This is a genomic window from Pseudomonas sp. Kh14 (genome assembly GCF_900291005.1).
Classification (GTDB): Bacteria; Pseudomonadota; Gammaproteobacteria; order Pseudomonadales; family Pseudomonadaceae; genus Aquipseudomonas; species Aquipseudomonas alloputida.
The window spans coordinates 782,800-796,527 of the sequence record NZ_OLKJ01000038.1; the positions used below are offsets into that span (position 1 = coordinate 782,800).

The window sequence follows — 13,728 nt, forward strand, 5'->3', positions numbered from 1 at the left end:
AGCGCCAAGCTGCACGTCGTTGTACAAGGACCGTCAATTGAACCAGAACTGGCACGCAACCCTGATTCGCCATCTGCTGTTGCTGCTTACCGTCTGCCTGATCGGCGGGCTGGTCAGCGGCTACTACGGCTGGAGCCTGGCCATTGGCCTGGCGCTCTATCTGGGCTGGACCCTCAAGCAACTGCTGCGCTTGCACGACTGGCTGCGCAATCACCAACCCGACGAAGCACCGCCCGATGGCTACGGCCTGTGGGGCGAGGTATTCGATAGCATCTACCACCTGCAACGCCGCGACCAGCGCGTACGGGGCCGCCTGCAGGCAGTGATCGACCGGGTGCAGGAGTCCACCGCTGCTCTGCGTGACGCGGTGATCATGCTCGACAGCGACGGCAACCTGGAATGGTGGAACCGCGCCGCCGAGACCCTGCTGGGCTTCAAGACCCCACAGGACGGCGGCCAGCAAGTGACGAATCTGGTGCGCCACCCGCTCTTCAAAGAGTACTTCGAGGCAGAAAACTACCTCGAGCCGCTGGAAATCCCTTCGCCGATCAATGACCGCATGCGTGTGCAGTTGCACATCACCCGCTACGGCAATAATGAACACCTGATGCTAGTGCGCGATGTCACTCGCATTCACCAGCTGGAACAGATGCGCAAGGACTTCGTCGCCAACGTGTCCCACGAGCTGCGCACGCCGCTGACGGTAATCACCGGCTACCTGGAAACCCTGCTGGACAACGTCGAGGACGTGAACCCCCGGTGGAGCCGCGCCCTGCAGCAGATGAGCCAGCAAGGCTCGCGCATGCAAACCCTGCTCAACGATTTGTTGCTGCTGGCCAAACTGGAAGCCACCGATTACCCATCGGACAACCAGCCGGTGGCAGTCGATGCCCTGCTCGCCGCCATCAAGAACGACGCCCAGGCCCTTTCCGGGCCGCGCAACCAGCGCATCAGCCTGGAAGCTGCGCCTGGCGTCAAGCTGAAGGGCAGCGAGTCAGAACTGCGCAGTGCCTTTTCCAATCTGGTGTTCAATGCGGTCAAGTACACCCAGGACGAAGGCAACATCCGCATCCGCTGGTGGGCCGATGCCCAGGGCGCACACCTGTCGGTGCAGGACTCGGGGGTGGGCATCGATGCCAAGCACTTGCCACGCCTGACCGAGCGGTTCTACCGGGTAGACTCCAGCCGTGCATCGAATACCGGCGGTACCGGGCTGGGGCTGGCAATCGTCAAGCATGTGCTGATGCGCCACCGCGGCAAGCTGGAAATCAGCAGTGTACCGGGGCATGGCAGCACCTTTACCTGTCACTTTCCGCCAGCACAATTGGCCAACGAAAAGGCTTGAGATTGGGGCTGCGGCGCAGCCCTTCGCGGGCATGCCGGCTGCCACTGGGCCCGCAATGAGTCGCCTGCCCTTTGCTTTTACAGCCCCAGCCGCTACATTGGATCCCCTGTGCCAGCAAAAGCTGGCACTTTTTTTCTCCCTATCTCAAAGACGGACCCCGTAAAAACTCCATCATGGACCCTTCCTCTGGTATTAGCCTCACCTCGCTATTCGCCGACTTCGGCATGATCATCTTTGCCTTACTGCTGGTGCTGCTCAACGGCTTCTTCGTTGCCGCAGAGTTCGCCATGGTCAAACTGCGCGCCACCCGCGTAGAGGCCATCGCCGAAAAGCACGGCTGGCGTGGCAACATCCTGCGCAAGGTTCACAACCAGCTCGACGCCTACCTGTCGGCCTGCCAGTTGGGCATCACCCTCGCCTCGCTGGGCCTGGGCTGGGTGGGTGAGCCCGCCTTCGCCCACCTGCTGGAACCATTGCTGGCCTATTTCGGTGTGGACAGCGCCGAGCTGGTCAAGGCGATCTCGTTCTTCGTCGCCTTCTTCGTCATCTCGTACCTGCACATCGTGGTCGGCGAGCTGGCCCCCAAGTCCTGGGCTATCCGCAAGCCAGAGCTGCTGTCGCTATGGACCGCCGTGCCGCTTTACCTGTTCTACTGGGCGATGTACCCGGCCATCTACCTGCTCAATGCCAGCGCCAATACCATCCTGCGCATTGCCGGCCAGGGCGAGCCTGGCCCGCACCATGAGCACCACTACAGCCGCGAAGAACTCAAGCTGATCCTGCACTCCAGCCGTGGTCAGGACCCAAGCGACCAAGGCATGCGCGTGCTGGCATCGGCCGTGGAAATGGGCGAGCTGGAAGTGGTCGACTGGGCCAACTCGCGTGAGGACATGATCAGCATCGACGCCCATGCGCCTCTGAAGCAGATCCTGGCCCTGGTGCGCCGCCACAAGTTCAGCCGCTACCCGGTGTACGACGCCGAGCGCGAAGAATTCACCGGCCTGCTGCACATCAAGGACCTGCTGCTGGAGCTGGCTGAGCTGGAGCACTTGCCAGAGACCATTGACCTGGAGGACCTTGCCCGGCCACTCGAACGCGTGTCGCGGCACATGCCGCTGGCCCAGTTGCTGGAGCAGTTCCGTAAGGGCGGCGCGCACTTCGTGCTGGTAGAGGAAGCCGATGGCAAGGTGATCGGCTACCTGACCATGGAAGACGTGCTGGAAGTGCTGGTGGGCGACATCCAGGACGAGCACCGCAAGACCGAGCGTGGCATTCTCGCCTACCAGCCGGGCAAGTTGCTGGTGCGCGGCGACACCCCACTGTTCAAGGTCGAACGCCTGCTGGGTATAGACCTTGACCACATCGAGGCCGAAACCCTGGCGGGGTTGATCTACGAGACGCTCAAGCGCGTGCCGGAAGAGGAGGAAGTGCTGGAGGTCGAAGGGTTGCGAATCATCATCAAGAAGATGAAAGGGCCCAAGATCGTACTGGCCAAGGTGCTGAAGCTGGATTGATGGCCCAATCGGTCAGGGGTTGCCGGCAGTGAAGTCCGGCATCCCGCTGATCGGCCTGTCGAAGCGGTAAGGTATCGATTCCAGCGCCAACCCCACATTGCGCTGCACCACAAAATGCAGGTGCGGCCCAGTGCTGTTGCCGGTATTGCCCGACTTGGCCAGCATCTGGCCCTGCCGTACCCGTTGCCCCTCCGCCACCACCACCGAACCACGCATCAGGTGAAGGTATACGCCCATGGTGCCATCCGGGTGCAAAAGCCTGACAAAGTTACCCGAGGGGTCGGGGCCGCGCCCGCTCTGGCTGTTCTGCGTCTTCACCACCACCCCTTCCCGCGCGGCGATGATGGGCGTGCCCTCGGGCATGGCGATATCCATGGCATAGCGCCCTTTGGGTCCAAAATGGCTGACGCGGCCATTGGGGCCCTGAGTGACGCGGAACGGCCCGCCAATCCACGGGAACGCATAGCGGAAGCCCTGGGGCCGTTTGCCCGGGTCACCCATGGCCTGCAGCAGGGTCGAACGGTAGTTCAGCAGCAGCCCGGGCCGCCCCCTGAGCACACTGAGCATCTGCGTGGTGCGCGGCGGCAGCAGCCGGCGCACGATACGCGGGGCATCGCCGCCTTGTGCGTTGACCAGGTTGTCCAGCCGCAACTCTACCTCTACCGGCACATGCAGCTCGTTTCGTGCCGAAAAGCTCACGCCACCGTCGAAGGTTTTCGCGTTCAGCAGTACCTGGCCTTCGAGCGTTTCGACCATGGGCTCGAGCAACCCCAAGGGCTTGGCGCCGGGGCCAGGGCGATCGGAATAGGAGATGACACCGGAATCGTCGGTGATCTTGTAGAGTGTCACGCCCTGGCTCGACGCTGAGGCCATGAGCAATGCACAGAACAGCAGCAGGCGCGCGGGCATGATAGTGGCTTTTTGACAGTGATGATCTGTCGAAGCCTAGCAGCGGGTTTTACGGTAGGTATTGCAGTTGGTCGGATGGGGCAACTCGGGCTTGGGCAGAAGCAGCCTTGTGCTGCTCCTGCCCAAAGCATGGCGCGGGGCCGGGGTCAGGCACCGGGGGTGAAGTGCTTCTGCGCTGTGCCGCGGGCAATCAACCGAGACAAGTAGTCGAGCTTCTGGGCATCCTGGTCGACAAACTTGAACGTCAACTGCAACCAGTCACTGTCAGGTTTTGGCTCCAGCGCCGCGACAGCATGCAGGTAGCCGTTCAGGCGAGCGACTTCGGCACTTTCGCCCTGCTCCAGGTCCAGCACCGCACCTTCCAGCACCTGTGGTAGCGCTTCGTTGCGGCGTACCACCAGCAGTGCCTCTTTCAGGCTCAACGCCTTGATCACGCATGGCTGCATGCCACTGGCCAGGCGCAGCTGGCCTTGGCCACGGCCGCTCGGCGCGGGGGCGGCAGGTGCGGGCGCCGCGACCAAAGGCTTGACCGGTGCCGGTGTCGGCGCCGCCACCTTGACCGCTTCAGGCTTGCCCGCAGTCAGCGCGTTCAACGAATCGTTGGCAAACGCCGGGTTGGCTCGCGCCGGGCCGATGGCCATCAGGCTGTCGAGCTTACCGATCTTGGTCAGGGCTTTTTTTACCTTGGTCAGCAGTTGCTCGTTGGTGAACGGCTTGCCTACAAAATCGGAAACACCCGCCTGGATCGCCTGAATGACATTTTCCTTGTCGCCACGGCTGGTCACCATGATGAACTGCAGGTTCTTCAGTGCAGGCTGCTGACGGCACCAGGTCAGCAATTCCAAGCCAGACATTTCCGGCATTTCCCAGTCGCACAGGACCAGGTCGAACGCTTCTTTGCCGAGCATGGCCATGGCCTTGCGACCGTTGATCGCGTCGTCGATGGCCATACCCGGGAAGGCATTACGCAGACACTTGCGGACCAGATCACGGATAAACGGGGCGTCATCCACGACCAGCACATTCACTTTACTCATCGATACTCCTTATGAATCCCGACTAGCCTACTGCCAAATGATGGCCATTTGCTACAACCTGGTCACGCCGGGACTTCTTCACATCGTTCGCGGGTGCCTGCCGGCTCTCGACCGCAAACGAAAACGCCCGGCCAAGGCCGGGCGTCGATGCTCGGGAGCAACCTTACTTATCGTCAGATTCACCCGGAACATTAGCCTTTTCGCCGTTGGCGACAGCAGTACCCTGCACTTCTGCCGTCATGCGCTTGAGGCCCATGTGGCGCACGTCGGTGCCGCGCACCAGGTAGATCACCAGTTCGGAGATGTTGCGCGCATGGTCGCCAATACGCTCCAGCGAGCGCAGCACCCAGATCACGCTCAGCACCCGCGAGATAGAGCGCGGGTCTTCCATCATGTAGGTCACCAGCTCACGCAGCGCGGTCTTGTATTCGCGGTCGATGGTCTTGTCGTACTGGGCCACCGACAGCGCCAGGTCGGCGTCGAAGCGGGCAAAGGCGTCCAGCGCATCCCGGACCATGTTGCGCACCTGGTCGCCAATGTGGCGCACCTCGACATAACCACGCGGCGACTCGCCCTCTTCGCACAGCTGGATGGCGCGGCGGGCGATCTTGGTCGACTCGTCACCGATGCGTTCCAGGTCGATCACCGACTTGGAAATGCTGATGATCAGGCGCAGGTCCGAGGCCGCTGGCTGGCGGCGGGCGAGGATGCGCAAGCACTCCTCGTCGATATTGCGCTCCATCTGGTTGATCTGCTCGTCAACCTCGCGCACCTGCTGGGCCAGACCAGAGTCGGCTTCGATCAGCGCGGTAACCGCGTCGTTGACCTGCTTTTCCACCAACCCGCCCATGGCCAGCAGGTGGCTGCGCACCTCTTCGAGCTCGGCGTTGAACTGCTGGGAAATGTGATGGGTAAGGCTTTCTTTGTTGATCATCGTTTTGTCCTTTGGTAGCGCGGCCCTGTAGGAGCGGGTTCACCCGCGAACACCGGCAACGCCGGTGCCAGACACCGAGGTGCCTGTTTCGCGAGCGGCGCTTAGCCGTAGCGACCGGTGATGTAGTCTTCCGTCTGCTTCTTCGCCGGGTTGGTGAACAGGGTATCGGTATCACCGAATTCGACCAGTTTGCCCATGTACATGAACGCGGTGTAATCCGAAACACGCGCCGCTTGCTGCATGTTGTGGGTCACGATGACGATGGTGTACTTGGATTTCAATTCATAGATCAGTTCTTCGACCTTCAAGGTCGAGATCGGGTCCAGCGCCGAGCACGGTTCGTCAAGCAGCAGCACCTCCGGCTCCACGGCAATGGTGCGGGCGATGACCAGACGCTGCTGCTGGCCACCGGACAGGCCCAGCGCCGACTCGTGCAGGCGGTCCTTTACCTCTTCCCACAAGGCCGCGCCCTTCAACGCCCACTCGACGGCTTCATCAAGCACGCGCTTCTTGTTGATGCCCTGGATGCGCAGGCCGTAGACCACGTTCTCGTAGATGGTCTTGGGGAACGGGTTCGGCTTCTGGAACACCATGCCCACACGCCGGCGCAGTTCGGCAACGTCTTCGCCCTTGCGGTAGATGTTGTTGCCGTACAGGTTGATGGCACCTTCCACACGGCAACCGTCAACCAGGTCGTTCATCCGGTTGAAAGTGCGCAGCAGGGTCGACTTGCCGCAGCCGGATGGGCCGATGAAGGCGGTCACACGCTGCTTCGGGATGTTCATCTGCACGTCGAACAGCGCTTGCTTGTCGCCATAGAACAGGCTCAGGCCCGGCACTTCGATGGCCACGGTTTCTTCAGCCATCCGCAGGCTCTGCTTGTTGCGGCCCAGGGCAGACATGTCGATGCCATGGGTGTGGGAATCTTGCTGCATGGTCAACTCCATACGCTATCAAGTCGTTTCAAAGGGCCGCCCGGCTTACGGGCGGCACGCTTGCAATCAGGGTCAGCCGTCCAGCGCCTTGTACTTCTCGCGCAGGTGGTTGCGAATCCACACGGCAGAGAGGTTGAGGGTCGCGATCACCAGCACCAGCAGCAGCGCAGTGGCATAAACCAGCGGCCGCGCAGCTTCGACGTTCGGGCTCTGGAAGCCGACGTCATAGATGTGGAAGCCCAGGTGCATGATCTTCTGGTCCAGGTGCAGGTACGGGTAGTTTCCATCCACCGGCAGCGACGGCGCCAGCTTCACCACACCTACCAGCATCAGCGGCGCCACTTCGCCGGCGGCACGAGCCACGGCGAGGATCATGCCGGTCATCATGGCCGGGCTGGCCATGGGCAGGACGATTTTCCACAGGGTCTCGGCCTTGGTTGCACCCAACGCCAGCGAGCCTTCACGCACGGTGCGCGGGATTCGCGCCAGGCCTTCTTCGGTGGCCACGATCACCACCGGTACCGCCAGCAATGCCAGGGTCAGCGATGCCCACAGCAGGCCCGGGGTACCCAGGGTCGGTGCCGGCAGCGCTTCGGGGAAGAACAGGCGGTCGATCGAGCCGCCCAGCACATAGACGAAGAAGCCCAGACCGAACACACCGTAGACGATCGCAGGAACACCGGCCAGGTTGTTCACCGCAATACGGATAAGCCGGGTGACCGGGCCCTGCCTGGCGTATTCACGCAAGTACACGGCAGCCAGCACGCCAAACGGGGTAACGATCACGGCCATGATCAGGGTCATCATCACGGTACCGAAGATGGCCGGGAAGATACCGCCCTCGGTGTTGGCTTCACGCGGGTCGTCGCTGAGGAACTCCCAGACCTTGCCGAAGTAGGTGCCCAACTTGGTGAACGCCGACATGCCGTTCGGCTGAACGGCATGCACCACCTTGCTCAGGTTGATTTCCACTTCACGGCCGTTGCCATCCCGGGCCACCAGGCTGTCGCGGGAGAAAGCCTGGTGCAGGCCTGTCAGGCGGTCTTCGATAGCCTTGTAGCGGCTGTTCAGTTCGGCACGGTCGGCGTCCATGTCGGCTTGGGCGGCGGCGTCCAGCTTGCCGTCCAGCTCCAGCTTGCGCGCTTGCAGGCGCAGGCGCTCAAGGCCATGGTTGATGGCACCGATGTCCTTTTTCTCCAGCTGCTGCAGCTCGCTGTTGAGCTGGTTGGCACGCTTGAGGCGGGCCTGCAGTTCGTTCCAGGCAGCGGGGCCTTCGGCAACCACGCGGCCTTGTTCCTTGACGCTGACCAGGTAGCCATAGAAGTTGCCCCACTCGCGGCGCTCGAGGGCCATCAGGTCAGCCGGGCGCTGTTCGTCGACCAGCCAGTCGCCGACCACCCAGGTAAAGTCGCTGCCATTGAGGTCGCGGTTACCCACCTTGATCAGCTCGCGGGTCATGAACTCCGGGCCTTGGTCAGGCACTGGCAGGCCAGCCCCCTTCAGACGAGCACGGGGTACTTCCTCCTTCTGCACCACTTCGCCAATGACGACGTGATGGGCCTGGCCTGGCACCTTGTAGGTGGCCTGGACAAGATCGGCTGGCCAGAAGTGGCCCAGGCCGCGCACGGCGATCACCGCCAGCAGGCCGACGGTCATGATCACGGCCATGGCCACCGCACCGCCGCTCATCCAGACGCCTGGGGCGCCGCTCTTGAACCAGCCTTTGAGGGAATCCTTTTTCACGGATCGCTACCTTTCTATCAAAGCGACGAGTATTTCTTGCGCAGACGCTGGCGAATCAGCTCGGCCAAGGTATTCATGATGAAGGTGAACATCAGCAGCACCAGGGCGGCCAGAAACAGCACGCGATAGTGGCTGCCACCGACTTCCGATTCCGGCATTTCCACAGCCACGTTGGCTGCCAGGGTGCGCATGCCCTCGAACAGGTTCATCTCCATCACCGGCGTGTTGCCGGTAGCCATCAGCACGATCATGGTCTCGCCTACCGCACGGCCCATGCCGATCATCAACGCCGAGAAGATGCCCGGGCTGGCGGTGAGGATGACCACGCGGGTCAGGGTCTGCCAAGGTGTCGCCCCCAGTGCCAGCGAGCCCAGGGTCAGACTGCGCGGCACACTGAACACGGCATCTTCGGCAATCGAGTAGATGTTCGGGATGACCGCGAAGCCCATGGCGATACCGACTACCAGGGCGTTGCGCTGGTCGTAGGTGATACCTAAATCGTTGGTGATCCACAGGCGCATGTCGCCGTCGAAGAACCAGCTTTCCAGGTGCGGGCTCATGGTCAGGGCGAACCAGCCGGTGAACAGGATGACCGGAATCAGGATCGCCGCTTCCCAACCATCCGGTACACGCAGGCGGATCGACTCCGGCAGCCGGCTCCAGAAGAAGCCGGCCAGCAGGATACCGATCGGCATCAGCAGGAACAGGCTGAACACACCGGGCAGGTGGCCCTCCAGGTACGGGGCCAGGAACAGGCCGGCGAAGAAGCCGAGGATCACCGTCGGCATCGCTTCCATCAGCTCGATCACCGGCTTGACCTTGCGGCGCATGCGCGGGGCCATGAAGTAGGCGGTGTAGATGGCTGCGGCAATGGCCAGCGGGGCGGCCAGGATCATGGCGTAGAACGCGGCCTTCAGGGTTCCGAAGGTCAGCGGCGACAGGCTCAGTTTGGGCTCGAAGTCAGTGTTCGACGCGGTCGATTGCCAGACGTATTTCGGCTCGTCGTAGTTCTCGTACCACACCTTGCCCCACAGCGCGCTGAACGAAATTTCCGGGTGCGGGTTGCGCAGGCTCAACGGCAACAACTTGCCGCCTTCTTCGATGATGATGCGGTTGGCGCGTGGAGACAGGGCCAGCGTGCCAGGGCCTTCGGCAGCCGGCTCTACCAGCAGGGTTCGGTGTGCAGTGCTGTGGAATACGCCCAGTTTGCCTTCGGCGTCCAGGGCGATGAAGCCCTTGCGGCGCTCTTCGGCGTCGATCTGCACGATCGGCGCATTGCCCATCTGGAAGGTACGAATTTGCTTGAAGCGCGATTCGCCATCCGGGTCACGGGCCATGAACCACTGGGCCAGCCCACCCTTGGAATCACCGATGATCAGCGAAATGCCGCCAACCAGCTGGGCCGTGGCAGTAATTTCGGTGTCGGCGCTATCAGACAACTTGTAACGGCCGTTGAGGCTCTTGTCGCGCAGGCTGAACACGTCGGCCGTGGCGCGGCCGTTGATCACGTACAGCCAATGCTGGCGCGGGTCGATGAAGATATTCTTCACCGTCTCGGTCATTTGCGGCAGTTCGATGCGGTTCTGCTCGGTGGTGACCTCTTCGGTCATCATGTTTTCCGTGCGGGTCAGCTCGACCACCTGCAGGTGAGCACCGGTAGAGCCGGCCAGCAGCAGGGTGTCGCCATTGACGTTGACGCTGACGTGGTCCAGCGCACGCCCCTGCTCGTCGAGCACGAACGATTGCTCGCCGTACGGGTAGTCGATGCCAGGGGTGATGGTTTTCTTGTTGTCCGGGTAAGTGATCTTGTAGGTGTGCTGGAAAACCAGCGCCTGACCATTGGACAGGCCCAGCACCACCAGCGCGCTGCCCGGCTGGTCAGTACTGATGGACGTGACCTGGGTGTCTGCCGGCACGGGTAGCTCGACACGCTTGAGTTCGTTACCGGTCTTGGTATCGAAGAACAATGCCTGGCCCTTGTCCGAAACACGCATCCCCACCTGATTCTGCTCTTCAAGCGCGATCATCAGTGGCTTACCGGCATCCTGCTGCAGCCAGGTCGGCTCCAGAGCTTTCTTGCTGGTCAGCTCGGCGCCCTGGAACAGTGGCAACACCACATAAGCCAGGTAGAAGAAGATCAACGTGATTGCCGCCAATACGGCAAGCCCGCCTACCAGCACATACCAGCGGGTCAGGCGGTCCTTGAGCGCGCGCATGCGGCGCTTGCGTTGCAACTCGGGCGTATTGAAATCAATGCGCACGGGCTGGGAGTTTTGGGTCATGTTGGAATTGGCCAGATCATTCATGCGCACACCCTAGCGGTCCCGTGTGACAAAAACATTACAAAGTGGTGACGCGCGAAAGCCCGCCGCACAGGGAACCTGGCTTCGGACTGGAATTTCGTGGAAGAGGCCGGGCAGTGGCGCCGGCCCCTTCTTAATTACTTACTTTTTGCAACGTTACCGACGTGCGACAGGCCCAGGTCAGCCAGGGTCTTGTCGACGACTTTGGCCGGCAGCGGGATGTAGCCATCCTTCACCACCACCTGCTGGCCCGCTTGCGACAGCACCAGCTTGACGAACTCGGCTTCCAGCGGGGCCAGAGGCTTGTTCGGCGCCTTGTTGACGTAGACGTACAGGAAGCGCGACAGCGGGTAGGTGCCATTCAGGGCGTTGGCTTCGTTGTCTTCAACAAACTCGCCGCCGTCTTTCTTGGCCAGGGGTACGGTCTTGACGCTGGCGGTCTTGTAACCAATTCCCGAGTAGCCGATGCCGTTCAGCGAGGAGCTGATCGACTGCACGACCGAAGCCGAGCCAGGCTGTTCGTTGACGTTAGGCTTGAAGTCGCCTTTGCACAGGGCTTCTTCCTTGAAGTAGCCGTAGGTGCCCGATACCGAGTTGCGGCCGAACAGCTGGATTGGCTTGTTGGCCAGGTCGCCGGTCACACCGATGTCACCCCAGGTCTTGATCTCAGCCTTGCCACCGCACAGGCGAGTGGAGGAGAAGATGGCGTCAACCTGAGCCATGGTCAGGCCCTTGATCGGGTTGTCCTTGTGCACGAACACAGCCAGGGCGTCGACGGCGACCGGGATGGCGGTCGGCTTGTAGCCGTACTTCTGCTCGAAGGCTTGCAGTTCGACGTCCTTCATCTTGCGGCTCATCGGGCCGAGGTTGGCGGTGCCTTCGGTCAGCGCGGGTGGCGCGGTAGAGGAGCCGGCAGCCTGGATCTGGATGTTTACGTTCGGATATTCCTTCTTGTAGGCCTCGGCCCACAGAGTCATGAGGTTCGCGAGGGTGTCGGAACCAACGCTGGAGAGGTTGCCCGAAACACCAGTGGTCTTGGTGTAGGTCGGGATCGCAGGATCGACAGCGGCTACCGCGTTGGCGGTTGCAACGCCAGCGGCGGCAAAGGTAAGGGCCGCCATCAAACGCTTCAGTTTCATGCCTTGCTCCTAGCAGGAATATTGGGGTGTTGGATGGAACGGGCCCAAGTATCGGCAGGCCGCATGAATACGATATGACTTCATTGTGACAATTGGATGAAAGGCCATCACTGGAAGCAGGTCTGGCCTCTTCACGGCTAAAGCCGCTCCTACGGGTTTGGTATCGGCCTTGAGGCCTGTGCAAACCCCCTGTAGGAGCGGCTTTAGCCGCGAAGAGGCCAGTAGCCGTAGCGCAGATCAGCGCTTGTTGGCGAGCAGGTACAGGCCCACGGCCAGACCAACGGCGCACAGGCCTGCCACGTAGTAGGCAGGCGCCATCGGGCTCACCTTCAGCAGTGCGGTCACCACCATCGGCGTCAGCCCGCCAAAGATGGCGTAGGCCACGTTGTACGAGAACGACAACCCGCTGAAACGCACCACCGCCGGGAACGCCTTGACCATGACATAAGGCACTGCGCCAATCACGCCCACGCACAGGCCGGTCACGGCATACAGCGGGAACAGCAACTCGGGACGGGTCGGCAGGCTGTGGTAGAAGACCCAGGAGCTGGCCAGCAAAAGCAGGCTGCCGATCACGAATACCCGGCCCGCACCATAGCGGTCGGCCAGGCTGCCGGCTCCAATACAGCCGAAGCTGAGCAACACGATGGCCAGGCTGTTGGCCTTGAGCGAGTCGGTCGGGCTGATGTGGTAAATGCTCTGCAGCAGTGCCGGGGTCATCAGGATGACCACCACGATGCCGGCCGAAAGCATCCAGGTCAGCAGCATCGACAGGATGATCGGACCACGATGGTCACGCAGCACAGCGCGCAGAGGCAACTCCTCGGCCAGTGCCTTGCGTTGCTGCATTTCGGCGAACACCGGGGTTTCGTGCAGCCAGCGGCGCAGGTACACCGAGAACAGGCCGAACACACCGCCAAGCAGGAACGGGATACGCCAGGCGTAGTCAGCCACCTCTTCCGCGCTGTACACGCTGTTGATCAAGGTCGCTACCAGCGAGCCCAGCAGAATGCCGGCGGTCAGGCCGGCGGTCAGGGTGCCGCAGGCATAGCCTGTGTTGCGAGCCGGCACGTGTTCAGAGACGAACACCCATGCGCCCGGTACTTCGCCGCCGATTGCCGCGCCCTGGATCACGCGCATCAGCAACAGCAGGATCGGTGCCCACATGCCGATCTGCGCATACGTCGGCAGCAGGCCCATGATCAGGGTCGGCAGGGCCATCATGAAGATGCTCAGGGTGAACATCTTCTTGCGCCCGAGCAAGTCGCCAAAGTGGGCCATGATGATGCCGCCCAGCGGCCGCGCCAGGTAGCCGGCGGCGAAGATGCCGAACGTTTGCATCAACCGCAGCCACTCAGGCATGTCGGCCGGGAAGAACAACTTGCCCACCACCGTGGCGAAGAATACGAAGATGATGAAATCGTAGAATTCCAGCGCACCGCCCAGGGCGGACAGTGAGAGGGTCTTGTAGTCGCTGCGGGTCAGCGGCCGCGAGGGCTGCTCGATACTGCTGGGCACGGAAGTCATCGCTCGTTGTTCTCTTTGTAGGGCATGCAGGCCGCTTGGCGCGCGGCTTCTGGATTGGAGACAGGCGAAGATAGCAAATTGCCGAGCTACGCCGAAAGCGATACAAAATCCACACAGATATTCGTGAATGCGCGGTCGTCGCTGGCCGTTATGCCCTATATACTGGCAATTCGTAGGATTATGTTGCTCCTAACGTGGGATGTTGTGCGAAAACGCCGGTCACTATTGTCAGGCGGTTTCGCAGAGTTTCCCTACGGCCGCCCAGTGAAACGAAATCGGCGTAGTATGTTTCAAGCTGAATCGTTTACCCGGCCTTTGCGCCACACCAACGAAAAGCGTCAC

The 13,728-nt window shown here is 61.7% G+C and carries 10 protein-coding genes; 2 read left to right on the plus strand and 8 right to left on the minus strand.

The window, feature by feature from the left end; translation table 11 throughout:
* Positions 1-37 precede the first annotated feature (37 nt).
* Together phoR and FQ668_RS26015 are read left to right on the plus strand one after the other, a co-directional pair.
* A complete protein-coding gene (phoR, locus tag FQ668_RS26010; RefSeq protein WP_014592867.1) occupies positions 38-1,345 on the plus strand; it encodes a phosphate regulon sensor histidine kinase PhoR in 1,308 nt (435 codons plus the stop codon).
* A 173-nt stretch (positions 1,346-1,518) separates the two neighbouring features.
* Positions 1,519-2,859: a hemolysin family protein gene (locus FQ668_RS26015; protein ID WP_014592868.1), complete on the plus strand. Its 1,341-nt coding sequence runs from the start codon at positions 1,519-1,521 to the stop codon at positions 2,857-2,859.
* Positions 2,860-2,871: 12 nt separating this feature from the next.
* On the opposite strand, the gene FQ668_RS26020 is transcribed toward FQ668_RS26015, so the two are convergent.
* The 8 genes from FQ668_RS26020 to FQ668_RS26055 all read right to left on the minus strand — a co-directional run bounded on the left by FQ668_RS26020 (position 2,872) and on the right by FQ668_RS26055 (position 13,386).
* Positions 2,872-3,768 carry a peptidoglycan DD-metalloendopeptidase family protein gene (locus tag FQ668_RS26020; RefSeq protein ID WP_014592869.1) on the minus strand — a complete coding sequence of 299 codons (897 nt, stop codon included), beginning with the start codon at positions 3,766-3,768 and terminating at the stop codon, positions 2,872-2,874.
* Positions 3,769-3,914: 146 nt separating this feature from the next.
* A complete protein-coding gene (locus FQ668_RS26025; protein ID WP_014592870.1) occupies positions 3,915-4,805 on the minus strand; it encodes a response regulator in 891 nt (296 codons plus the stop codon).
* A gap of 163 nt (positions 4,806-4,968) precedes the next feature.
* Positions 4,969-5,739, minus strand: coding sequence for a phosphate signaling complex protein PhoU (gene phoU, locus FQ668_RS26030; RefSeq protein WP_003253329.1), 771 nt, complete (start codon positions 5,737-5,739; stop codon positions 4,969-4,971).
* Positions 5,740-5,840: 101 nt separating this feature from the next.
* Positions 5,841-6,674, minus strand: coding sequence for a phosphate ABC transporter ATP-binding protein PstB (gene pstB / locus FQ668_RS26035; RefSeq protein ID WP_014592871.1), 834 nt, complete (start codon positions 6,672-6,674; stop codon positions 5,841-5,843).
* Between the two features lie 72 nt (positions 6,675-6,746).
* Positions 6,747-8,363 carry a phosphate ABC transporter permease PstA gene (gene pstA, locus FQ668_RS26040; RefSeq protein WP_172833553.1) on the minus strand — a complete coding sequence of 539 codons (1,617 nt, stop codon included), beginning with the start codon at positions 8,361-8,363 and terminating at the stop codon, positions 6,747-6,749.
* A gap of 71 nt (positions 8,364-8,434) precedes the next feature.
* Complete coding sequence (locus FQ668_RS26045) at positions 8,435-10,723, minus strand: ABC transporter permease subunit (protein WP_019439064.1); 2,289 nt, start codon at positions 10,721-10,723, stop codon at positions 8,435-8,437.
* 134 nt (positions 10,724-10,857) lie between these two features.
* Complete coding sequence (locus FQ668_RS26050; RefSeq protein ID WP_019439063.1) at positions 10,858-11,859, minus strand: phosphate ABC transporter substrate-binding protein PstS; 1,002 nt, start codon at positions 11,857-11,859, stop codon at positions 10,858-10,860.
* A 237-nt stretch (positions 11,860-12,096) separates the two neighbouring features.
* A complete protein-coding gene (locus tag FQ668_RS26055; protein WP_014592874.1) occupies positions 12,097-13,386 on the minus strand; it encodes an MFS transporter in 1,290 nt (429 codons plus the stop codon).
* Between the last annotated feature and the right edge of the window lie 342 nt (positions 13,387-13,728).